Annotated in this window: 19 protein-coding genes, 8 tRNA genes and 1 pseudogene; 2 read left to right on the forward strand and 26 right to left on the reverse strand. The window is 53.0% G+C overall.

All coding sequences use genetic code 11. The features are described 5' to 3' along the window. The first annotated feature begins 48 nt into the window (after positions 1-48). Positions 49-216, forward strand: coding sequence for a hypothetical protein (locus E1N14_RS14710; RefSeq protein ID WP_025010950.1), 168 nt, complete (start codon positions 49-51; stop codon positions 214-216). A 172-nt stretch (positions 217-388) separates the two neighbouring features. Here the strand turns inward: E1N14_RS14710 and E1N14_RS14715 are convergent, their stop codons facing one another. The 16 genes from E1N14_RS14715 to recA form a co-directional block, all read right to left on the reverse strand. Next, entirely contained in the window at positions 389-1,522 is a 1,134-nt protein-coding gene (locus E1N14_RS14715; RefSeq protein WP_025010951.1) for a sodium ion-translocating decarboxylase subunit beta, read from the reverse strand. A 9-nt stretch (positions 1,523-1,531) separates the two neighbouring features. Continuing rightward, positions 1,532-3,331: a sodium-extruding oxaloacetate decarboxylase subunit alpha gene (oadA, locus tag E1N14_RS14720; protein ID WP_025010952.1), complete on the reverse strand. Its 1,800-nt coding sequence runs from the start codon at positions 3,329-3,331 to the stop codon at positions 1,532-1,534. A gap of 26 nt (positions 3,332-3,357) precedes the next feature. Then, positions 3,358-3,624, reverse strand: coding sequence for an OadG family transporter subunit (locus E1N14_RS14725; RefSeq protein ID WP_025010953.1), 267 nt, complete (start codon positions 3,622-3,624; stop codon positions 3,358-3,360). 664 nt (positions 3,625-4,288) lie between these two features. Beyond that, positions 4,289-4,365 (reverse strand) — tRNA-Arg (locus E1N14_RS14730). Between the two features lie 46 nt (positions 4,366-4,411). Beyond that, a tRNA-Ser gene (locus E1N14_RS14735) sits at positions 4,412-4,503 on the reverse strand. An 8-nt stretch (positions 4,504-4,511) separates the two neighbouring features. Beyond that, a tRNA-Arg gene (locus E1N14_RS14740) sits at positions 4,512-4,588 on the reverse strand. Between the two features lie 30 nt (positions 4,589-4,618). After that, positions 4,619-4,695, reverse strand: a tRNA-Arg gene (locus E1N14_RS14745). Between the two features lie 43 nt (positions 4,696-4,738). Next, positions 4,739-4,815, reverse strand: a tRNA-Arg gene (locus E1N14_RS14750). 29 nt (positions 4,816-4,844) lie between these two features. Next, positions 4,845-4,921 (reverse strand) — tRNA-Arg (locus E1N14_RS14755). A 31-nt stretch (positions 4,922-4,952) separates the two neighbouring features. Next, positions 4,953-5,029, reverse strand: a tRNA-Arg gene (locus E1N14_RS14760). A gap of 18 nt (positions 5,030-5,047) precedes the next feature. After that, positions 5,048-5,139, reverse strand: a tRNA-Ser gene (locus E1N14_RS14765). A 204-nt stretch (positions 5,140-5,343) separates the two neighbouring features. Continuing rightward, on the reverse strand, positions 5,344-5,541 hold the full coding sequence (gene csrA, locus E1N14_RS14770; protein ID WP_025011666.1) for a carbon storage regulator CsrA: 198 nt from the start codon (positions 5,539-5,541) through the stop codon (positions 5,344-5,346). Positions 5,542-5,657: 116 nt separating this feature from the next. After that, positions 5,658-6,896, reverse strand: coding sequence for an aspartate kinase (locus E1N14_RS14775; RefSeq protein WP_062793996.1), 1,239 nt, complete (start codon positions 6,894-6,896; stop codon positions 5,658-5,660). Positions 6,897-6,918: 22 nt separating this feature from the next. After that, positions 6,919-9,543, reverse strand: a complete 2,625-nt coding sequence (alaS, locus tag E1N14_RS14780) for an alanine--tRNA ligase (protein WP_025011665.1) — start codon at positions 9,541-9,543, stop codon at positions 6,919-6,921. A 463-nt stretch (positions 9,544-10,006) separates the two neighbouring features. After that, complete coding sequence (locus E1N14_RS14785; RefSeq protein WP_371872948.1) at positions 10,007-10,438, reverse strand: regulatory protein RecX; 432 nt, start codon at positions 10,436-10,438, stop codon at positions 10,007-10,009. Positions 10,439-10,449: 11 nt separating this feature from the next. Further along, positions 10,450-11,514, reverse strand: a complete 1,065-nt coding sequence (recA, locus tag E1N14_RS14790; RefSeq protein WP_025011663.1) for a recombinase RecA — start codon at positions 11,512-11,514, stop codon at positions 10,450-10,452. A gap of 316 nt (positions 11,515-11,830) precedes the next feature. Here recA and mutS point away from each other — a divergent pair, with 316 nt between their 5' ends. After that, positions 11,831-14,389 (forward strand): DNA mismatch repair protein MutS, encoded by a 2,559-nt coding sequence (gene mutS, locus E1N14_RS14795; protein WP_371874331.1) that lies wholly within the window; start codon positions 11,831-11,833, stop codon positions 14,387-14,389. Positions 14,390-14,483: 94 nt separating this feature from the next. Here mutS and rpoS read toward each other — a convergent pair. The 10 genes and pseudogenes from rpoS to E1N14_RS14845 all read right to left on the reverse strand — a co-directional run bounded on the left by rpoS (position 14,484) and on the right by E1N14_RS14845 (position 23,713). Next, positions 14,484-15,436, reverse strand: a pseudogene (rpoS, locus tag E1N14_RS14800) (RNA polymerase sigma factor RpoS). Positions 15,437-15,514: 78 nt separating this feature from the next. Then, positions 15,515-16,426, reverse strand: a complete 912-nt coding sequence (locus E1N14_RS14805; RefSeq protein ID WP_062793901.1) for a peptidoglycan DD-metalloendopeptidase family protein — start codon at positions 16,424-16,426, stop codon at positions 15,515-15,517. A gap of 54 nt (positions 16,427-16,480) precedes the next feature. Then, positions 16,481-17,116, reverse strand: a complete 636-nt coding sequence (locus E1N14_RS14810) for a protein-L-isoaspartate(D-aspartate) O-methyltransferase (protein WP_025011661.1) — start codon at positions 17,114-17,116, stop codon at positions 16,481-16,483. Further along, the gene (surE, locus tag E1N14_RS14815; protein ID WP_044734853.1) at positions 17,113-17,859 is read right to left on the reverse strand and encodes a 5'/3'-nucleotidase SurE; all 747 of its coding nucleotides are present in this window, start codon (positions 17,857-17,859) and stop codon (positions 17,113-17,115) included. Before surE ends, E1N14_RS14810 begins: the two co-directional genes overlap by 4 nt. Then, a complete protein-coding gene (gene truD, locus E1N14_RS14820) occupies positions 17,856-18,920 on the reverse strand; it encodes a tRNA pseudouridine(13) synthase TruD (protein ID WP_025889137.1) in 1,065 nt (354 codons plus the stop codon). The genes surE and truD overlap by 4 nt, the downstream gene beginning before the upstream one ends. 34 nt (positions 18,921-18,954) lie before the next feature. Continuing rightward, on the reverse strand, positions 18,955-19,434 hold the full coding sequence (ispF, locus tag E1N14_RS14825) for a 2-C-methyl-D-erythritol 2,4-cyclodiphosphate synthase (RefSeq protein ID WP_062793898.1): 480 nt from the start codon (positions 19,432-19,434) through the stop codon (positions 18,955-18,957). A gap of 15 nt (positions 19,435-19,449) precedes the next feature. Continuing rightward, positions 19,450-20,202: a 2-C-methyl-D-erythritol 4-phosphate cytidylyltransferase gene (gene ispD / locus E1N14_RS14830; protein ID WP_051547152.1), complete on the reverse strand. Its 753-nt coding sequence runs from the start codon at positions 20,200-20,202 to the stop codon at positions 19,450-19,452. 28 nt (positions 20,203-20,230) lie between these two features. Beyond that, positions 20,231-20,533, reverse strand: a complete 303-nt coding sequence (gene ftsB, locus E1N14_RS14835) for a cell division protein FtsB (protein ID WP_025011658.1) — start codon at positions 20,531-20,533, stop codon at positions 20,231-20,233. 99 nt (positions 20,534-20,632) lie between these two features. Beyond that, positions 20,633-21,928 carry a phosphopyruvate hydratase gene (gene eno, locus E1N14_RS14840; RefSeq protein ID WP_025011657.1) on the reverse strand — a complete coding sequence of 432 codons (1,296 nt, stop codon included), beginning with the start codon at positions 21,926-21,928 and terminating at the stop codon, positions 20,633-20,635. A gap of 147 nt (positions 21,929-22,075) precedes the next feature. Next, on the reverse strand, positions 22,076-23,713 hold the full coding sequence (locus E1N14_RS14845) for a CTP synthase (RefSeq protein WP_028781516.1): 1,638 nt from the start codon (positions 23,711-23,713) through the stop codon (positions 22,076-22,078). Positions 23,714-23,747 lie beyond the last annotated feature (34 nt).

The raw sequence follows: 23,747 nt of genomic DNA on the forward strand, positions 1-23,747 counted from the left end.
GAACCCCGGTCTATGATTAAGCCATATCTCTTTGAATAGTGAGCAATCATGGCCCGTCTTTTGTTTCTGCCTATTATCCTGTCCCTGTTCTGGATAGCATTTTTACACTTCAATAACGTCCCTTTGGCACAGGGGAAACGCGGTTTTATTTGGATAATAGGCGTCAGTGGTGCCTTGATTGCCCTGCTGTCACTGGCCATCTGGCTGACGGCCTAAGCTTTTGATATAAGCCTTTGAAATGAATGCTTGAATCGACTCAGAGTGTACCAAAACCCGCGCGTTGCGGTTTGCCCTCCAGCGAGCCTTAAAACCGATAACCGGCGCGGCACACTGGCTACGCCGGTTATTTTTAACGTCATGGCACTCAGCTATTCAGCGCGCAAAGCGCTCAGTTCCCCAATACCGCCAGCAGAATACCGGCAGCGACCGCACTGCCCAGCACACCGGCCACATTGGGGCCCATGGCGTGCATCAACAGGAAGTTTTGCTGATTGGCCTCTAGCCCAACCTTATTCACCACCCTGGCGGCCATGGGAACGGCCGAGACCCCGGCGGCACCAATCAAGGGGTTGACCTTGCCACCACTGAGTTTACACATGAGTTTGGCCATCAAGACCCCGGCAGCGGTGCCAATGCTGAAGGCCACCGCCCCGAGCAGCAAGATCCCCAGCGTCTCGACCCGAAGAAACTGCTCGGCCGAGAGCTTGGAACCAACCGCCAATCCGAGGAAGATAGTGACGATATTGATAAGTTCGTTCTGCGCCGTGTTGGAAAGTCTATCCACCACCCCGGATTCGCGCATCAGGTTTCCGAGACAGAACATGCCCACCAAGGGGGTCGCCGTCGGCAAAAACAATATGGTCATTCCCAGTACCATAAGGGGGAAGATGATCTTCTCCTTCTTGCTGACTTCCCGCAGCTGTTCCATCTTGATCTGCCGCTCGGCCTCCGTGGTCAAGGCCCGCATGATAGGAGGCTGAATGAGCGGCACCAAGGCCATGTAGGAGTATGCCGCCACCGCAATGGCTCCCAGCAAATCAGGCGCCAGTTTGGAGGCGAGGAAAATGGCCGTGGGACCATCGGCGCCGCCTATGATGGCGATGGCTCCGGCATCTTGCATACTGAACTCAAATCCGGGCACCAGGTTCAGGGCTATCGCACCAATCAGGGTAGCGAAGATCCCGAACTGAGCGGCCGCGCCCAGCAATAACGTCTTGGGGTTGGCAATCAGGGCGCCGAAGTCTGTCATGGCACCGACCCCCATAAAGATCAGCAGCGGAAAAACCCCGGTATCTATGCCCACGTGATAAACATAGTAGAGCAGCCCACCTTCCTCGGTAAAACCTGCATTGGGGATATTGGCCAGAATGGCGCCGAAGCCGATGGGAAGCAGCAGCAAAGGCTCAAACTTGCGTACTATTGCCAGATACAACAGCAAGGCACCGACCAACATCATCAAGGCCTGTGGCCAGGTAAAATGCGCTATTCCCGTCTCAGACCAAAAAGCGAGTAAACCGTCCATCATCGCTCCTTAGGCCAGTGCCAGCAACTTGGTACCGACGCTGACGGCATCACCTTCCTTGATCAGGATGCGGCTGACTACACCATCGGCCTGAGCCCGGATCTCAGTTTCCATCTTCATCGCCTCGAGTATGATAACTACATCACCGGCGCGAACGCTGTCTCCGGCAGCCACCTGTACCTTGAAAATATTGCCGGAAAGCGGCGCGCTCATCTCCAGTTCCGGGCCAGAGGCAACAGCAGGGGCCTGCACAGGGGCAGCCTGCGGCTCTGCCACCGGCAAAGGCGCTACCTGACTGATATCACCGCCCTCACTGACCTGCACCACAAAGCGCTGGCCCTGCACATCCACGGTATAAACCTCCGGCTGACGCCCACCGGTGGCAGCCTTGGTTTGAGTTGTTTGTGACAGAGGAGCTTCCAATTCTGGCTTGGGTTCAAATGCCGCTGGATTGCCACGGTTCTTAATAAACTGCAGGCCGATTTGCGGGAACAGCGCATAAGTCAGCACATCATCGTCGCGCTCTTCGCTGAGACTCAGACCTTGCGCCAACGCTTTTTCGGCCAGTTCGGCCCGCAGATGTTCAAGCTCGGGCGCGAGCAGATCGGCCGGGCGGCAACTGACAGGCTCGGCCCCCTGCAACACCCGCTGTTGCAATTCACTGTTCACCTTGGCCGGGGTGGCGCCATATTCGCCCTTGAGTACACCTTCCGTCTCCTTGGTCAGCGACTTATAGCGCTCGCCCATGAGCACATTGATTACCGCCTGAGTACCGACAATCTGGGAGGTGGGGGTCACCAGAGGAATAAAACCCAGATCTTCCCGCACCCTTGGGATCTCCTCGAGCACCAGATCCAGCTTGTCCTCGGCGCCTTGCTCTCTGAGCTGGTTTTCCATATTGGTCAGCATGCCACCCGGCACTTGAGCCCGCAGAATGCGTGAATCTATGCCTTTTAGTGCCCCTTCGAAACGGGCATATTTTTTTCTGACCTCACGGAAATAGGCGGCTATCTCCTCCAGCAGTGCCAAGTCATAGCCTGTCGCCCTATCGGTATCTTCAACCATGGCAACCAAGGTTTCGGTGGCACTGTGACCATAGGTTTGGCTCATGGAAGAAATGGCAGTATCCAGAACATCAATGCCGGCCTCAATCGCCTTTTGATAGGTTGCGGTTGATAACCCTGTAGTGGCATGGCACTGCATGGTGATCAGTAGATCAGTTTCCGACTTCAAGCGGCTTATTAGCTCAAATGCCTCCATCGGCTTGAGCAAACCGGCCATATCCTTGATACAGAGTGAATGGCAGCCCATATCTTCCAATTGCTTGGCCATGGTCAACCAGGTTTGCAGTGTATGTACGGGGCTTGTGGTGTAAGAAATTGTGCCCTGGGCATGAGCGCCAACATCAATCACGGCTTTCAGCGCGGCTTGCAAGTTGCGCACATCATTCATGGCATCGAACACCCGGAATACATCGACCCCGCTGTCATGGGCGCGCTCTACAAACCGGGTCACCAAGTCGTCACTGTAATGGCGATAACCCAGCAAGTTCTGGCCCCTCAATAACATCTGCTGCCGGGTGTTGGGCATGGCTTGTTTCAGCGCCCGGATCCGCTCCCATGGGTCTTCACCCAGATAACGGATACAGGCATCAAAGGTTGCACCGCCCCAGGACTCCAGGGACCAAAAGCCGACACTGTCCAACTTGGATGCAATCGGCAACATATCTTCGATACGCATTCTGGTTGCCAACAATGACTGGTGGGCATCCCGCAGGACAACGTCGGTTAATGCTAAAGCTTTACTCATCTTTTTTATCCATCAGATTGCGGCATTTAAGCCTGTTTGCGGTATTGGTGAATGGCACAGCTAATGGCTGCCAGCTGTTGCGGCGTTGGTGCGCCTGCCTGGGCGACGACTGCGGATTGTGCCTTGGCCCTTTCCTGAGTTTGGTTCTTATCCTCCAAGCTGGGTTTAGGTGCCAGATAATGGGCCGATATCCGGATCCCCAAGATCAGCAGCCCCAAGAACAGATAAACCAGCCCCATACCGAGCAGCATAATCCCCACAGCTTCCACGAGTTGCTCAGAAAGCGACATCATATCTTCCTCATTTTGTTAATGGCGCGGCAGGCCTTTCCATGTCTAAGTCTGGTCTGAGATGACAGAACATGGCACCCCAGCCGGACAATAATGGTAAATATGCGAAAAAATGCGATTTTCAATCACTGCTTGTTTTAGCCTAACAGGCCAAGTTGCACCTAACCATGTGACTTAGGTCAAAAGCGATAACCAATCTATAACAAAAAACCTTCCTCAATGTAAATTGGTCATACCAAAACAAATCAATAAAACCTCATAGGGAATGATGATTCATAAATATTTATTTAATATTTTTGATGAAAAACTAAAACTCAAACCAAAATGAAGGGAAGATGATATCGCGAATGCCGGCAAGGGTGGCAAGTTTCAACATAGGGGACTTGTGAATACAAATGGTTTTAAAGCCTTTCCCGGATGTGTTCGCCATAAGCGATAAAATTGTCTTAAATTCGGGGGAAAGGTCATATGAAGAGCAAAGCATGGTACTTGATGATGAAAATAGGTTCTCTATCCAGAACTTGTTACATCCCGGACTTTCAGTGGGCCTGTGTCTCTGTATCAAGCTTACGGATAAGGCACTGTGGATAGCTAGGAAATTGCAGGCGAGTAAGAAACAGATAGCAAAACGCCCCGCTATTGCGGGGCGTCTTACTTCTTTGCTATTTGGCGCGCATGGAAGGAGTCGAACCTCCGACCGCCTGGTTCGTAGCCAGGTACTCTATCCAGCTGAGCTACATGCGCTTAATCCGGAACTCAGAAAGCTTAGCTCTCAGAGTATAGTAAAGAATGGCGGAGAAGGAGGGATTCGAACCCTCGATGGGAGATAAAGCCCATACTCCCTTAGCAGGGGAGCGCCTTCGGCCACTCGGCCACCTCTCCGCATAAATTGGTGCGCATGGAAGGAGTCGAACCTCCGACCGCCTGGTTCGTAGCCAGGTACTCTATCCAGCTGAGCTACATGCGCTTAAATTTATTGCGTACTTTACTTGATATCTGGTGCGCATGGAAGGAGTCGAACCTCCGACCGCCTGGTTCGTAGCCAGGTACTCTATCCAGCTGAGCTACATGCGCTTTCAGATAATCAATTTTTCTTAGCAGCCTTTAAGGTTCCAGATGGTGCGCATGGAAGGAGTCGAACCTCCGACCGCCTGGTTCGTAGCCAGGTACTCTATCCAGCTGAGCTACATGCGCTTGATCATCTTGGAAAACTAAAGCAGAAGTGGCGCGCATGGAAGGAGTCGAACCTCCGACCGCCTGGTTCGTAGCCAGGTACTCTATCCAGCTGAGCTACATGCGCGAATTGTATTCTTTACTGCTAAAACGGAAAATGGTGCGCATGGAAGGAGTCGAACCTCCGACCGCCTGGTTCGTAGCCAGGTACTCTATCCAGCTGAGCTACATGCGCATATTTTACGTTAAGAAATGGCGGAGAAGGAGGGATTCGAACCCTCGATGGGAGATAAAGCCCATACTCCCTTAGCAGGGGAGCGCCTTCGGCCACTCGGCCACCTCTCCGTTTTCTTGGCGCACATATTACTGTTTGAAGAAAATAAGTCAAACCCTTTTTCCGAAACCTTTTCCGTTTGTCCTGTTTTTAATCACCTGACCTAAATAACGCGCAAATCCTGTGCTATCAAGGGTTTTCCGGCTCCAGAAAATAAAAAAGCCAGTTTAAAAACTGACTCTTCTATTCCTGACGGAGGTTCACTTTATGTCGCCTCAGAAGTTACCACCTTCAGAAGGTGTTCCTGTTTTCTCAGACTGAATACGCTGATAAATCTCTTCACGGTGCACAGAAACTTCTTTGGGTGCATTCACACCTATACGTACCTGATTCCCCTTCACACCCAGCACTGTCACTGTGACCTCGTCACCAATCATCAGTGTTTCGCCAACACGACGAGTCAAAATCAGCATTCGATTGCTCCTCTAGTTTCCATATCTTCTACACACGGCGCTCATCCGTCGTAACCATTATTATAAGGTGAGCTTAGTACAAATTAATAGTATTCAATACTAAATCCGTTGTTTAATTACACCTTATTTAGTTCAAAAGCGTGATGTAACACCCGAACTGCCCTGTGTAAATCCGATTCATCTATTACCACTGACAGCTTTATCTCTGATGTTGCCATCAACTTAACATGAATTCCTTCATTCCCCAAGATATCAAACACCTTGGCGGTTGCCTCGGCCCTGCGATGCACGCCGGCACCTATTACAGACACCTTTGCCAGGGCTTTTTCAAACACCAATAGGCCAAACGATGTTCCAAGTTCCGGTTCATCGAGCGCCTTTAACGCCCAAGGGAGCCTGCTGGCATCCAAGGTAAAGCTGACGCTGTCATCTGTACCCGCCTTGGTCACCAGATCCACTTCCACACCATTTTCGGCCAGCAGTGAAAATACTGCCGCAAAGGGGTCCGGTGAATCGTCGGTGCGACTTAGACTCAGCATCGCCTGCCCTTTACTGCAAGCGATACCCGCTACTTGATTACTCTTGTCTTCACAGGCATCGAAACGGATCAGGGTGCCACTGCCAGGTTCAAAGCTGGAAAGCACCCGCAAGGGAACCCGAAAGCGCTCGGCATAAGACACGGAATCCGGGTGCAACACCTTGGCTCCCAACCGAGCCATCTCCAGCATCTCTTCGAAACTGATGGCATCAAGCTTTTGTGCGCTCGGTTCAATATTGGGATCTGTGGTATAGACACCAGCCACATCGGTAAAAATTTGACATTCCTGCGCCTTGAGCGCGGCAGCCAATGCCACAGCAGTGGTATCCGAGCCTCCGCGCCCAAGAGTGGTCACTTCCCCGAATTGATCCCGACCCTGGAAGCCGGCCACTATCGGGATAATTCCCTGGGCCAGCAATTCCAGCAGATACTGAACGTCAACTCGTTCGATACTGGCACGGCCAAACTGGCTATTGGTGTGGATTTGCACCTGGGCGGCATTGAGCGACTTGGCCTTGACGCCACGTTTTGCCAACGCCATCGCCATCAGCGCAATACTCACCTGCTCGCCGGTGGAGACCAGCATGTCCATCTCCCGCGCCGATGCATCGGGGTCAATCTGCCCCGCCAGTGCAAACAAACGGTTGGTTTCACCAGCCATGGCAGAGAGCACCAACACCTGATGCTCGCCGCTCAATTGAGCTTTGGCAATCTGCTCGGCAATCACCTCGATACGCTCAATCGAGCCTACCGAGGTGCCGCCGAACTTTTTGACATACAGTCGCTCGTTACTGCCTGAACGTACTTCTTGTGTCACATAGACCTCGTTGGTGGCGAAATTATGCCAGACGTTCAGTCAGCCAAGGCGTTACCGATGCCAATGCCTGAGGCAAGTTGGCAACTTCACTACCACCAGCCTGAGCCATATCGGGACGGCCACCGCCCTTGCCACCAACCTGCGCAGCCACCATGGCCACCAATTCACCGGCCTTCACCTTAGCGGTCAAGTCTTTAGTCACCCCGGCGATAAGGTTTACTTTGTCTCCATGAGCCAGACCCAGCACCACTATGCCAGATTGCAGCTTCTGCTTGAGCTCGTCCTGCAGACCACGCAGAGAGCCAGGGTCAATGCCTTCGACCTGTTTCACCAACACCTTGACTCCGGCAATCTCTTGCGCATCGGAAATCATATCGGCACTGGCCGCGGCGGCCAGTTTGTCTTTGAGTTGAGCAATCTCTTTTTCCAGTTGGCGGCTACGCTCCAACTGCGCCTTAAGCTTGGCTACCACTGAGTAACTGTCTGCTTTCAGCAAGTTAGCAGCATCACTCAACTCTTGCTGTTGCTCGGCGACGAAGGCCATGGCAGCAGCACCTGTGACTGCTTCAATACGGCGAATACCGGCGGCGATACCGCCTTCGGAAGTGATCTTGAACAGACCTATGTCACCGGTGCGGCCCACATGGGTACCACCACAAAGCTCAATAGAAAAGTCTCCCATGGTCACAACCCGAACCTGGGCGTCGTATTTTTCACCGAACAAGGCCATGGCGCCCTTGGCTTTGGCCTGCTCTATGTCCATCTCAGCCGTTTTCAGCTCGTGGTTACGACGGATCTGGGTATTGACCATCTCCTCAACCGCCTTGAGCTCTTCAGGCTTAACCGCTTCAAAGTGAGAGAAGTCGAAACGCAGACGCTCGGGCTCCACCAATGAACCTTTCTGGGTCACATGCTCACCCAATACTTGACGCAGCGCGGCGTGCAGCAGGTGAGTCACTGAGTGGTTCAGTTGGGTGCGATGGCGCAGTTTCTTATCGACTTGCGCAAGCAACTCCTGACCCAGAGTCAGTTTGCCTTGGCTCAGTTGGCCGATATGACCTGTGGCCTGGGCATACTTTTGGGTGTCGCTCACCTCAAACAGCAAACCTTCGGCTGTCAGTTGGCCCTTATCGCCTACCTGGCCGCCTGACTCGCCATAAAATGGAGTCTTGTCCAGCACAATAACCGCTTGCTGACCGGCATCCAGAGTGTCGACCGCCTGACCATCGACATAGATGCCGATAACCTTGCCATTGCCGCTGAGTTCACTGTAACCGCAGAACTCACTGTCGGCATCAATCTTCAGCCCGGCGTTGTAATCGGCACCAAACTGACCGGCGGCCTGAGCCCGGCTACGCTGCTCGGCCATCGCCGCATCAAAACCATCTTCATCGACCTTGATATTACGCTCGCGGCAAACATCGGCGGTCAAATCCATAGGGAAACCATAGGTATCGTAGAGCTTGAATACGGTTCCACCATCCAAGGTATCGCCTTTAAGCTCAGACAAAGCAGCATCCAAAATACCCAGACCACGCTCAAGTGTACGGGCAAACTGTTCTTCTTCGGCTTTCAGCGCCTTTTCCACTATGCTCTGAGTCGCCTTAAGGCCCTTGGCAGCATCGCCCATCACGTCAATAAGTGTAGGTACCAGCTTGTAGAAGAAGGTGTCTGTGGCGCCCAGTTTGTTACCGTGACGCACGGCGCGGCGGATAATACGCCGCAGTACATAACCCCGGCCTTCATTGGACGGCATCACACCATCGGCAATAAGGAAGGCGCAAGAGCGAATGTGGTCGGCGATAACCCGCAGGGATTTGTTTTCCAGATCTGTCACGCCGATGATCTCGGCCGTTTTGGCAATCAGAGTGCGGAACACGTCAATTTCATAGTTGGAATGCACGCCTTGCATAATGGCGGCAATACGCTCTATACCCATACCTGTATCGACTGAAGGCTTGGGCAGAGGCTCCATCACACCATCGGCCTGACGGTTGTACTGCATGAAGACTATGTTCCAGATCTCAATGAATCTGTCACCATCCTCTTCCGGTGTACCTGGACGGCCACCAGGAATGTGAGCACCGTGATCATAGAATATTTCGGTACAAGGTCCACAAGGACCTGTATCGCCCATCTGCCAGAAGTTATCTGAAGCATAAGGTGCGCCCTTGTTGTCGCCGATACGGATAATGTCCTCGGCGGGAACCCCTATCTGCTTGTTCCAGATATCAAAGGCTTCATCATCAGATTGATAAACGGTAACGCACAGACGTTCCTTGGGCAGCTTGAGCTCTTCAGTCAAGAAGGTCCAGGCAAAGCGAATGGCATCTTCTTTGAAGTAATCACCGAAGCTAAAGTTACCCAGCATCTCAAAGAAGGTGTGGTGACGGGCCGTATAACCCACGTTATCCAGGTCGTTATGTTTACCACCGGCGCGAACACAACGCTGCGAAGTGGTAGCGCGGCTATAGCTGCGCTTGTCCATACCGAGGAATACGTCTTTAAACTGGTTCATCCCGGCGTTGGTGAACAACAAAGTGGGGTCATTGCCTGGCACCAGTGAACTGCTGTCGACTACCTGATGGCCATTCTTGCGGAAAAACTCCAGGAAAGCACTTCTGAGTGCTGCTGTGGTTTGGTACATAAATCGTCCTGAGTTGCTTAAGCCTGAATAATGTATAAAAAGTGGTCTAAAGGCGTGCGTCGCCCGGCCACTCAAGCGCTCTTTTGCCAAGCATTATAAGCATGCAGCGCCAGAATACCAATTAGATTGCGCAGGGTATGACGCCTGATACAGCCAAGGTACAGAGAGCGTTAGCGGCATAAGCCGAAACCCAATAACCTGAGTCAGCAAATACCATTTGCCACAGGCGCGGAATCACTCAGGGGATGGAGCCCTGAAGGCTACGGCAAGTTTTAACGGGACAGATAAAGTCAGCTAAAAGCGCCAGAACGGAGTGTTAACAGCTGAGTGTTACTTTGGCGTGCAAACAACGACTGCAACTCAAGGAAAGTAAATGCTGGGGTTTTGTAAAACAAGGTCAGTTTGGGATGCTTTAGCAGCGGTAAGCTTAGTTGTGAAGGGGCAATTGTGATAGAGGGAAAAGTCAGTCGTAAGGGTCATATTCAAGGGCATATGCCACTTGATCATAACTAAAGCCCTGCCCCATCAAGTGACGAATTCGACGAGCTTTTTCTTTCATATCATCTGCGGGACTATCACCGAATTTCTTCAGCGCGCGCGTACGGGCCAAGGCAAACCAGTCACAATCACTGGCATCCAAAACCTGCTCAATACATTGTTTATTTAAGCCCTTTTGCATCAGTGCCTGACGCACTTTCCCCGGGCCGTGGGCCTTGGCAATATGGCTGCGCAGCAAGGCTGCAGCGAAACGCTGATCATCGATAAAACCTTTGGCTTCCAGAGCATCCAAAGTCTGTTCAACTTCCGGCGACTCAAAGCCCTTGTCCAGCAAGCGGCTCTTGAGTTGCTCGCGGCCATAGTCGCGGCGCGCCAATAGCGCGACCGCAACATCCATTACCGACTGGCTCAGAAGACTTCTCCGGTTTCCAGATCGACATTGCCTTCACCTGTCTCGGCGCTGGCAGGAGCCGCTTCAGCTTTGCTGAGCAGTTTAGCGCGCAGTGCCGCTTCGATTTCGGCTGCCACTTCGGGATTTTCCTTGAGGAACTTACCGGCATTGGCGCGGCCTTGACCTATCTTGTCACCTTTGTAGCTGTACCAGGCGCCGGATTTTTCCACCAGCTTGTGGGCTACGCCCAGGTCAACCAACTCACCGGTACGGTTGATCCCCTGACCATAGAGAATTTGGAAATCGGCTTGTTTGAAGGGGGCGGCAATCTTGTTCTTAACCACTTTAACCCGAGTTTCGTTACCAACAACCTCGTCACCCTCTTTGATAGCGCCGGTACGGCGAATATCGAGACGAACGGAAGCGTAGAACTTAAGGGCGTTACCACCAGTGGTGGTTTCAGGGTTACCGAACATGACCCCTATCTTCATCCGGATCTGGTTGATGAAGATAAGCAGAGTGTTGGACTGCTTGAGGTTACCGGCCAGCTTGCGCATTGCCTGGCTCATCATACGGGCCGCCAGACCCATGTGGGAATCACCGATTTCACCTTCGATTTCAGCCTTGGGCGTCAGCGCCGCCACTGAGTCAACAATGATGACATCGACGGCGCCACTGCGAGTCAGCGCATCACAGATCTCCAGCGCCTGTTCACCTGTATCTGGCTGAGAACACAGGAGGTTATCGATATCCACGCCCAGCTTCTTGGCGTAGATAGGATCCAGTGCGTGTTCGGCATCGATAAAAGCACACACTTTGCCTTCACGCTGCGCCGCAGCAATCACTTCCAGTGTCAGGGTTGTTTTACCAGAAGATTCAGGACCATAGATCTCAACGATACGGCCCATTGGCAGACCGCCGGCCCCCAGAGCCACGTCCAGAGAAAGCGAACCGGTAGAGATGGTTTCGACATCCATGGTTCTGTCTTCACCCAGTTTCATGATAGAACCTTTACCGAACTGCTTCTCTATCTGTCCCAGAACTGCGTTCAGCGCCTTCTCTTTGTTTGGATCTATTTTCATTCCTGTTCCCTCTTGATTGCGGCGCAATGCGCCGCCTGAAATCTATGTTGCCGCTCCTTTTAAGAGCTTTGGCGTCAATACCAATCTGCCACCTAGTATACTGTACAATCATACAGTATCAAGTGCTGGTGATAATTTATTTAAAGGCCGCTTGCGGATCAATCACTTGTGACCGAAAGCATAAAATTTACCCGCCCACGACTGGTTCAGTGATGAATAACTGATACTATTGGCGCCATTGTCGAAAGGGCAACCGCTCTTGGAAAAACAGTCAAGGAAACATCTGAAAGCTCCCATGAATGCAGTGATCACGCCTATGGATAACCCTGATTTGGAAAAACACACCCCTATGATGCGCCAGTATCTGTCGATGAAGGCGCAGCATGCCGAAATGCTGCTGTTTTATCGCATGGGGGACTTTTACGAACTGTTTTACGATGATGCCAAAAAAGCCTCCGAGCTCTTGGGTATTTCACTGACGGCCAGGGGCAAGAGTGGCGGCGATCCTATTCCTATGGCGGGTATTCCCTATCATGCGGTGGAAGGTTATCTCGCCAAGCTGGTGCAGCTCGGTGAGTCGGTTGCCATCTGTGAGCAGATTGGTGACCCGGCCACGTCCAAAGGGCCGGTCGAGCGCAAAGTGGTGCGCATAGTGACTCCCGGAACCCTCACCGATGAAGCGCTGCTGCAAGAACGTCAGGATAACTTGCTGGCCGCCGTCTACGAAGGCAAGAACGGTTTTGGCTACGCCACCTTGGATGTGGCCTCCGGCCGTTTTGTGATTGCCGAGCTGGCCACCCTTGAATCATTGGAGGCAGAGCTGCAACGCACCAAACCGGCCGAGCTGCTCTACAGCGAAGACTTTTCCCAACAAAGCCTGATCGCCGGCATCAAGGGCAAACGCCGTCGTCCCGAGTGGGAGTTTGACTTGGATACCAGCATGCGATTGTTGCTGGATCAGTTTGGCACCAAAGATCTGCGTGGTTTTGGCATAACAGACGCCAGGCTGTCACTGCAGGCCGCCGGCTGCCTGATGCAGTATGTCAAAGATACCCAGCGCACCGCCCTGCCCCATATCAATGCCATTACCCGCTTTAACCAGAGCGACAGCATAGTGTTGGATGCCGCCACCCGTCGGAATCTGGAACTGACGGTGAACCTTGCCGGTGGCCGGGACAATACTTTGGCTTCGGTGCTGGATGCAACCGCTACCCCCATGGGCAGTAGGATGTTACAGCGCTGGATCCATCAGCCACTCAGAGATCATCAACAGATAGGCCTGCGACAAACTGCTGTGGCGGAGTTGATTGCCAGCGGCCTGTTCGAACCGTTGCATGATGACCTCAAGGCGCTCGGTGATGTGGAGCGGATCATGGCGCGCCTGGCTCTGAGAAGCGCCCGCCCGAGAGACTTTGCCCGTCTGCGGCAAGCGCTGGCGCTGTTGCCGCAACTGCAGCAACTATTGGCAAATACGCAAAGCCCCGAGCTTGGCCGTTTGAAACGCCAGCTCAGTGAATTCCCTGAAGAACTCGCGCTGCTGGAGCGGGCCATTGTCGACAACCCACCGGTACTCATTCGTGATGGCGGCGTGATCCGCGATGGTTATCATGCCGAACTGGATGAATGGCGCCGCCTCAGTGAAGGCGCCAGTGACTATCTGCAACAGTTGGAAGTCAGGGAAAAAGAGCAAACGGGAATAGCCACCCTGAAAGTCGGTTTCAACCGGGTACACGGCTACTATATCGAAGTTTCCCGCGGCCAGTCGGCGCTGGTGCCTCTGAGCTACCAAAGACGCCAGACATTGAAAAACACCGAGCGCTATATCATCCCCGAGCTGAAAGAGTATGAAGAGAAAGTGCTCTCCAGTCAGGGCAAGGCGCTGGCACTGGAAAAACAGCTTTGGGACGAGCTGTTCGATCTCCTGCTACCCAAGCTCAGCGAGTTGCAGGCCTTTGCCATGGCGGCGGCCGAGTTGGATGTACTGAGCAACTTTGCCGAGCGGGCCGACAGCCTCAACTACAACCAGCCGGAATTGAGCGATAAGCCGGGCATACATATTGAAGCCGGGCGTCACCCAGTAGTTGAGCGGGTCAGCCAGGCTCCCTTTATCGCCAACCCGGTAACTCTTAGCCCTGAGCGTAAAATGTTGGTGGTCACAGGCCCCAATATGGGCGGTAAGTCCACTTACATGCGTCAGGTGGCACTGATCACCCTGATGGCGCATATCGGCAGCTTTGTGCCGGCAGATAAGGCGATTCTAGGGCCTGTTGACAGGATCTTCACCCGTATCGGCGCCTCGGACGATCTGGCCTCGGGCCGCTCCACCTTTATGGTGGAAATGACAGAAACGGCCAATATTCTCCACAATGCGACCGCAGAGAGTCTGGTGCTGATGGATGAGATTGGCCGCGGCACCTCCACCTATGACGGCTTGTCACTTGCCTGGTCGGCGGCAGAGTATCTGGCTCAGCGACTCGGCGCCATGACACTGTTTGCCACCCATTACTTCGAGCTGACTCAGTTGGCAGAATTGATGCCCCAAGTTGCCAATGTACATCTGGATGCCATGGAGCATGGCGACAGCATAGTCTTTATGCACGCAGTGCAGGAGGGGGCCGCCAGCAAGAGCTATGGTTTGCAGGTTGCTTCACTGGCCGGTGTTCCGGCCTCAGTGATCAAGGCCGCAAAATTGAAACTGCAACAACTTGAAAGTCGCGATCACGGTCAAGACTCCAATGTCCCGGCGCAGGCCACACTGCAACTGGAAACGCCGCCATCTGAGCTTGAACTTCTGCTTGGCAGGCTGAACCCGGATGAACTCAGCCCAAGAGAGGCGCTGGACCTAATCTATAAACTCAAGGCGTTGGCAAACTAAGTCCGCTACTCCAGCTATCGCTGTGGCTTGTAAATACAAGAAAGAAGGGGCGCAATGCGTCCCTTCTTTTTATTACAAAGGATGGTAAGTTGCTTTAGGCCTTGAACAGGGCCTCTACCGACAACCCCTGAGAGGAGAGTATGTCGCGCAGGCGTTTCAATGCCTCCACCTGAATTTGCCGCACTCTTTCACGGGTCAGGCCAATTTCCGAGCCCACATCTTCCAGAGTAGAAGGTTCATATCCCAGTAGGCCAAAGCGTCTGGCAAGCACTTCTCTTTGCTTGGTATTGAGCTCATTGAGCCACTTAACCACTGAATTGGAAATGTCTTCTTCCTGCACCTGGGCATCCGGCGTCATCTCATCATCATCCGCCAACACATCGAGTAGAGCCTTGTCGTTGTCACCGCCTATCGGGGTGTCGACCGAGGTGATCCTCTCATTCAGCTTCAGCATCTTGCTGACATCACTGCTCGGCAGTTCTTTTCGGCTATCTCTTCGGCTGTGGGTTCGTGATCCAGCTTATGAGCCAACTCCCGGGCTGTACGCAGATACACATTGAGCTCTTTCACCACATGAATAGGCAGACGTATGGTGCGGGTCTGATTCATTATGGCTCGCTCTATGGTCTGGCGGATCCACCAGGTGGCATAAGTGGAGAAACGGAATCCGCGCTCGGGGTCAAACTTCTCTACGGCACGGATCAGACCAAGATTGCCTTCTTCAATCAGATCCAAGAGTGCCAAGCCGCGGTTGTTGTAACGGCGGGCTATTTTAACCACGAGGCGTAAATTACTTTCGATCATGCGGTTGCGTGATTTTTCACAACCTTTGAGGGCCTTGCGCGAGAAAAAGACTTCTTCTTCTGCACTCAGCAAGGGGGAAAATCCGATTTCACTCAGATAAAGTTGGGTCGCGTCTAAGTTCTTTTGCAGGTCATCCTGAACCATTTCGGCCAGAGCTTCTTCCTTCTTCGACGCCACTTCCGTGTCGTTTACGGATAAATCTACAAGCTCTTCCACGGGTGCGCTAGCATTTTTGCGGCTCATAATATTCTCTCCCAAACCTTAACAAACTAATTTACATCGCTTTTTATCCTCCATATGCCAACTTTGGCTCCCAAACAATCAGCGTTTGGGTAAATAATTAAGTGGATTAACAGACTGACCATGGTAGCGGATCTCAAAGTGCAGCATGACCTGGTTGGTGCCTGTACTTCCCATCTTCGCAACAGTTTGCCCGGCGGACACATGCTGCTTTTCCTTGACCAAGATCTTATCGGCGTGGGCGTAAGCACTGAGATAGTCATCACTATGCTTGATAATGACGAGGTTTCCATAACCCCGCAAAGCATTACCCGCATAGACTACCCGACCATCGGCAGTGGCTTTAATAATATCGCCTCGGTTGCCGGCTATCTTGATTCCTTTGTTTCCCTGCTCTTTGGCAGAGAAGGCGCCAATCACCCGACCATTGACTGGCCATATCCAGCGACTGACTTTGTCCGGCAGAGTCGAACTCGGCTTGTGGACAACATGGTTAACATTCTGTTTACCATTGGATACAGGGTAAGCAGACTTTGGTTTGGGATCAAGTGTTTTTTTCGGCTTATTTTGCTTGGCTTGAGCGACGGCTTGCTTCTGCTTAACAGTCTGTTTTTTATAGATCTTATCTTTTGGTTTTTGAGGTTTGGATTTGGAGTTTTTACTCGAACTCGGCTGCGAATTCGATTTAACATTTTTTTTACTATCGAGAATGAGCACTTGGCCAGGGTAGATGGTATAAGACTTATCTAGCTGATTTAACTTGGCTATTTGTGCATAGTCTTTACCGGCCCCCCAAGCGATGGAGTAGAGGGTATCGCCCTTTTTCACCTTATAGGTATCAGAGCGAATAGAGCCTCTTTCGATCGCCGGCCGTTTTACGCCATAAATGGATTCGACCGGAGCCGGCCTGTGAGCCTGAAAACTGCATCCAGAAACCAGAGTGACCAATAGCACTGAGCCAAGGCGACAAAGAAATGACGCCTTTTTATGCAGAAACTGGCTGGAATGCAATGGGCTCAAGAATACTCCTGCATGCTTTAATGACTATCAGGCCAAACCGCCACTGATTAAGGGAACAAATTTTACCGCTTCGACCACTTGGGAAATAAACTGTCCCCTCTCCCGGCAGATCTTCAGCAACTGTTGGCTCTCATCACCAACGGGGATCACCAGTACGCCCCCCTCTGCCAACTGTTCCAGCAAGGCTGTGGGAATGTCAGAGGCCGCCGCTGTCACCATGATGGCATCGAAGGGCGCCCTGTTGGGCCAACCTTGCCAGCCATCACCGTATTTGAAGGCCACGTTGTGCAGATCCAAGCGTTTGAGGCGTTGGCGAGCCTGAATTTGCAGGCTTTTAATCCGCTCAACCGTGCAAAGCTCTGGCACCAACTGCGCCAGCACCGCCGCCTGATATCCTGAGCCGGTACCTATTTCAAGCACCTTGGCAGGATTATGCTCCAACAATAACTCCGTCATTCTCGCCACAATGTAAGGCTGGGATATGGTTTGGCCCGAGCCTATGGGTAGGGCGGTGTTTTCATAAGCCTTGTGCGCCAAGGCACCATCAAGAAACAACTCTCTGGGGGTTTTGGCCACCACCTGCAACAGACCCGGGTGACGGATCCCTGCTTCCTGCAGTTTTCTGGTTAAGTTCAGTGCCGATGTGGAGGCTACCCGGGTCATAGTTTTTCTATCCAGTGTTGCAATTGTGAAAGCTGCCGATAGGCGGTTAAATCTACAGTTAATGGGGTGATGGATACATATCCCTGAGACACGGCATAAAAGTCTGTGTCTTCACCCACATCCAGTTCAATCCCGGGTGGCCCCAACCAAAACACCTCGCGGCCGTGAGGATCTCTGGCTCTGACCATACCTTCGGCCTTATGGCGGGCGCCGAGCCGAGTAACCCGTATCCCCTTGATTTCATCGAGAGGCAGATCCGGCACATTGATATTGAGGATCTGATCCGAGGCAATAGGATGCTTCTTAAGCCCCATGATGATCTTCACCGCATAGGCCGCCGCACTGTCATAATGCGTAAGCTCACGGCCCACCAGGGATACGGCCACTGCCGGCAACCCCAGAAAACGCCCTTCCATCGCCGCCGCCACTGTGCCTGAGTAGAGGGTATCGTCTCCCATATTGGCACCGGCATTGATACCCGAGACCACCATGTCGGGTTCGCCTTCATAGAGTTCGCGAATCGCCAGATGAACGCAATCGGTTGGCGTGCCATTTACCGAGATGTAGCCATTGTCTAACTTATTAATCCTTAAGGGATTCGTCAAGGTTAAAGAGTTACTGGCACCGGAACAGTTGCGATCCGGCGCCACAGTGAGCACTTCGGCAACGGCGGACAAGGCTTCCGATAGGGCGCGGATCCCAGGAGCCGTTACCCCATCATCGTTGCTGACCAAGATTTTCATGCAGGGTTTCCTTCCTGAGCTGCCTGGCGCTCACGCCACAGACGTTCGGTCACATCATCATAGTCGAGCAGTTCCCGCAGCACAGAGGTTGCAAAGCTGCCCGCAGGAAGGCTGAACTCCAGCTCCAGTGTGTCCGGCTCGATAAACTGGTACTTCATCCCTTCGGGGCGCAGCAACAGTGGTCGCCTTTCCTGCTCGAGCCCAGCTTTTTCCAGGCCTTCACAATCGGCGCTGTATTCGGCCAGTACCTGAGCCTCAAAGGCCAAGGCATCGGCACTGCTGAGTGGCTGCCCCCTACCCCACATGGGCGCCGACAGCAAAATATCTTTCTCTGCCAGCCTTTGTTGCAACACCTCATCCCAGCGCTCGGCAACAAAGAAACTGCGGCTGCCGGCCAGCATGACACAATCACCGTCGAGACACTCAAGCCCATGGGTCGCCAGGCGCTGAGAGACCAGTTGATTGAACAATAATGAGCGCAGCGCCGACAGGTAGATGGAGCGCTTGTTTCTGTCTTTCACCTTGCGCCCCTGCAGCATCTGCCGCGCCATTTCTATGTTGCGGCCGTTGTGGCCAAAGCGCTGTTCACCGAAATAGTTGGGTACGCCCCCCTCGGCAATCGACTCCAGCCGCTGCAATACATCTTCCGGCTGAGTTATCTGGCGCAGAACCAGCTTGAAACGGTTACCGGAAAGCGCGCCAATGCGCAACTTCTTGTTATGACGCGCCGCACTCAATACCGTAATGGACTCACTGTTGAGACTCAGCCAATCCGGTGTTTCCTTACCCGGAATTCGTACGCCGAACCACTGCTCTGTGATGGCATTCTTATCCTTCTGGCCGGCAAAGGTCACCTCTTTGGGATGAACCTTGGCCAATTTGGCCAGCATCTCGGCCACCTGAACCGTATTCAGGCCATCTTTACGAATATGCAGCAGATGGTGCTCACCCTCGCCCGAGGGCAGAAAAGGCAGTATTTCCTGCACTTGAAAATCGCTGTTGCTGGTGCGCATATCGCCTTTGGAGAGAGGCTTGCCATAGAGAAAGTGTAATGAATTCATCTTATTTGAATCTTTTCCTGTAAATGAGTCGGTATTACATACCGAACATCAGCACCACGGCTTCTACCGCAATGCCTTCACCTCGGCCGGTAAAGCCGAGTTTTTCTGTAGTGGTCGCCTTGACGTTGATGGAATCGAGATCTGTGTGCAGATCTTCGGCCAACATCTGCCGAATGGCTTCAATATGAGGCGCCATCTTGGGCGCCTGGGCAATAATAGTCACATCCAGGTTGCCGAGACGAAAGCCTTTGTCCAGTGCCAAGCGGTAACAATGACGCAGCAGCACCCGGCTGTCGGCTCCCTTGAATTCGGCATCTGTATCGGGAAAGTGTTTACCTATGTCACCAAGTGCCATGGCGCCGAGTATCGCATCTGAAATCGCGTGCAATACCACATCACCATCCGAGTGCGCCAACAGGCCTGTGTGGTACGGCACTTTCACCCCACCGAGGACCAAGGGCGGCTCACCACCGAATTTATGTACATCAAAACCGTGTCCAATACGTATATTCATTGCTTGTTCCTGTATTCAGTTGCCCCGCTGATGCGCCAGATAAAGCGCTGCCAGCGGCAAGTCGTCCGGATGGGTTACCTTGATATTGTCACTGCGGCCGCTGATAAGTGCCGGGTGTACTCCGCGCCACTCCATCGCCGAGGCTTCATCTGTCACCAGCACACCGGCGGCCAGCGCCGCTTTCAGCGCATCAGTCAAAGTGAGCAGTGGAAACAGCTGCGGCGTTAGCGCATGCCAGAGCGCTTCTCTGGCAACCGTTTCACTGATGCAGCCATCAACGCCGCTGCGTTTCATGGTATCGCGCACCGGCGCAGCCAGTATCGCCCCCTGAGGATGTTGTTTTCGTGAAGCAAGCAGCTTATCAATATCGCCATGGGTCAGGCAGGGTCTGGCGGCATCGTGTACCAGAGCCCAGGTATTGGCGGGCAATTGCTTGTCGGCTACCAGGTTCTCAAGCGCCGCCAACACAGAATCGGCCCGCTCTTTACCGCCGGTGACAGTCTCCAACTTGGGATGACTGGCCACCGCCAGTTTGCCAAAGAAGCTATCTTCCGGGTTCAGCGCCACTATCACCCTTGAGATGCCATTGTGGCTCAGCAACCCCTTGAGGGTTTGCTCCAAAATACAGGAGCCGGCGAGTGGCAGATACTGCTTGGGACAGTCGGCGCCCATGCGACTGCCTATTCCCGCTGCCGGTACTATGGCAATCACTTGTTCATCACTGGGGATCCCGGCCGCTGTAGTCCGGGAGGAAATAGATTCGCTCATGGATATCCATTATGTTGAAATTGGGCCGTTACTGACTGGCCAAAGACATGGAACGCTGCTCACCACCAACAACCCGATAAAAGGTTTCACCCTTCTTGATTAACCCCAGCTCATTGCGGGCACGCTCTTCCAGGGCTTCGGTACCGCTGCGCAGATCGCGGATCTCCTCTTTCAATACCTGGTTACGCTCTTCGAGCCTGGCATTGCTGTCATTTTGAGCCGCTATCTGCTGCTCAAGATGGAAGTACTCCGGCAGACTGTTTTCTCCCAGCCAAAGACGATATTGCAGTAGCCCCAGCAACAAGGCGATGACAAAAAGCAGTCGTTTCATGGTGATAAATTCAGCTCATGCCCTAAAAAATACGATTAGTGTTGATAGTACAACAAAAAAGGCCACCAAGTGGCGGCCTTTTGTAGCTGGGGGCGAAAATTACGCCTGACCTTTGATCTCACTCAGGCCACGGTAGGCTGCCTTGGCGCCCAGTTGCTCTTCAATACGCAGCAGCTGGTTGTACTTGGCAACACGGTCAGAGCGGCACAGAGAGCCGGTCTTGATCTGGCCGGCTGCGGTACCTACTGCCAAGTCGGCAATGGTCGCATCTTCCGTTTCACCTGAGCGGTGAGAGATAACGGCGGTGTAACCGGCTTCCTTGGCCATGCGGATAGCGGCCAGAGTCTCGGTCAGAGAACCTATCTGGTTGAACTTGATCAGAATCGAGTTGGCAACACCCTGCTCGATACCGCGAGACAGGATCTTGGTGTTGGTCACGAACAGGTCATCACCCACCAGCTGGATCTTGTCACCAAGGATCTTGGTCTGGTAAGCCCAGCCATCCCAATCAGACTCATCCAAGCCATCTTCGATAGAAACGATAGGATACTGCTCGGTCAGCGACTTGAGGAAGTCAGAGAAACCGTTGGAATCGAATACCTTGCCTTCACCGGCCAGGTCATACTTACCGTCTTTGTAGAACTCGGAAGCCGCACAATCCAGCGCCAGAGTCACATCTGTGCCGAGTTTGTAGCCAGCAGCTTCAACGGCTTCTTTGATAACCGCCAGGGCATCGGCGTTGGATGACAGGTTAGGCGCAAAACCACCTTCGTCACCCACGGCAGTGTTCAGGCCCTTGGACTTGAGCACCTTCTTCAGGTTGTGGAAGATTTCAGCGCCCATACGCAGGGCTTCACGGAAACTCTTGGCACCGACTGGCTGTACCATGAATTCCTGAATGTCGACGTTGTTGTCGGCATGCTCACCACCGTTCAAGATGTTCATCATAGGAACCGGCATGCTGTACTGGCCAGGAGTCCCGTTCAGTTCAGCGATGTGAGCGTAAAGTGGCATACCTTTGAAGGCAGCAGCGGCCTTGGCAGCAGCCAAAGACACAGCCAGAATGGCATTGGCGCCCAGCTTGTCTTTGTTTTCGGTGCCGTCCAGCGCGATCATGATGCCATCCAGCTCAGCTTGAGCCGTGGCATCTTTACCCAGCAGGGCTTCACGGATAGGACCGTTGACATTGTCAACAGCCTTGAGCACACCTTTACCCAGATAGCGGGCCTTGTCGCCATCGCGCAGTTCCAGCGCTTCACGGCTACCGGTAGAAGCGCCTGATGGGGCTGCTGCCATACCGATGAAACCACCTTCCAGATGCACTTCAGCTTCTACAGTGGGGTTACCGCGAGAATCCATGATTTCGCGTCCAATGACGTTAATGATCTTAGCCATAATGTCCTCGATTAAAGTTAAAGAAAAAACCCATACCCATCTGAGCGTTCAGCGTCTCTCATATGGGTATTGGACTTTCACTTCACACTTCCCGGCGCACCGGGGATGAAAAAGCCGGAGCTGCCATAGCAGTCCGGCTCTTCTAGTTTAACCCAGATTACGCTTTTGGTAAGTACTGGCGGCGGCGACAAAACCTTCAAACAGAGGGTGACCGTCGCGAGGTGTGGAGGTGAATTCCGGATGGAACTGACCGGCAACAAACCAAGGGTGACCAGGTATCTCGATCATCTCTACCAGCTTGCGATCCGAAGACAAGCCACTGAATACCAGGCCGGCTTTTTCCAGACGCTCACGGAAGGCGTTGTTCACTTCGTAACGATGGCGGTGACGCTCGATACAGGTGTTGCTCTTATAAGCCGCAGCGGCCTTGGTGCCTTCAATTAGATGGCACAGCTGAGCGCCAAGACGCATGGTACCGCCAAGATCTGAGGCCTCGTCACGCTGCTCCAGATTGCCTTCTTCATCGATCCATTCGGTGATCAGGCCCACAACAGGGAACGGGGTTTCCTTGTTGAATTCGGTAGAGTGGGCACCTTCCATGCCGGCGACATGACGGGCGAATTCAATCAGGGCAACCTGCATACCCAGACAGATACCAAAGTATGGCAGTTCGTTTTCACGGGCGTATTGAGCGGCAAGGATCTTACCTTCAACACCACGCTCACCAAAGCCGCCGGGAACCAGAATGCCATCCAGACCTTCCAGCACTTCAACGCCTTTGACTTCAACAGTCTGGGAGTCGATATACTTGATGTTCACCGAAACCCGGTTTTTGAGGCCGGCATGTTTCAGCGCTTCGTTGACTGACTTGTAGGCATCCGGCAGCTCAATATACTTGCCGACCATACCTATGGTCACTTCATTGTTTGGATTGGCTTCCTGATAAACCACGTTTTCCCATTCGGACAGATCGGCTTCAGGGCAGCTCAGGCCAAAGCGCTTGACAACCAGCTCATCCAGCCCTTGTGAGCGCAGCAGCGCCGGGATCTTGTAGATGGAATCCACGTCTTTGAGGGAGATAACCGCCCGCTCTTCAACATTACAGAACAGGGAGATTTTGGCTCGCTCTGTGGCTGGAATAGCGCGGTCGCCACGGCAAACCAGAATATCCGGCGCAATACCGATAGAACGCAGCTCTTTAACTGAATGCTGAGTCGGCTTGGTTTTCACTTCCTGAGCCGGGCCGATAAAAGGCACCAGAGTCAGATGCATAAACAAACTGCGATCGCGGCCCAGTTCAACACCCAACTGACGGATAGACTCGAGGAAGGGCAGAGATTCGATATCACCCACAGTACCACCGATTTCAACGATGGCGACATCATGGCCTTCACCGCCTTCGAGGACTTTTTCCTTGATGGCGTTGGTGATGTGCGGAATAACCTGAATAGTTGCACCCAGGTAGTCACCACGACGCTCCTTGCGCAGCACTTCCTCGTAGATACGACCTGTAGTGAAGTTGTTGCGGCGGTTCATCTTGGTACGGATGAAACGCTCATAGTGGCCCAAGTCCAGATCTGTCTCTGCGCCGTCCTCAGTGACAAATACTTCCCCGTGTTGGGTTGGGCTCATGGTTCCCGGATCAACGTTGATGTAAGGATCCAGCTTCATGATGGTTACATTCAGGCCTCTGGCCTCTAAAATTGCCGCGAGCGATGCTGCTGCAATGCCTTTACCTAGTGATGAAACAACGCCACCAGTAACGAAGATATACCTTGTAGTCATGCTGAACCTGAGAAAAAAGAATGATAAATAGGTG

Source organism: Shewanella algae, assembly GCF_009183365.2.
Taxonomy (GTDB): Bacteria; Pseudomonadota; Gammaproteobacteria; order Enterobacterales; family Shewanellaceae; genus Shewanella; species Shewanella algae.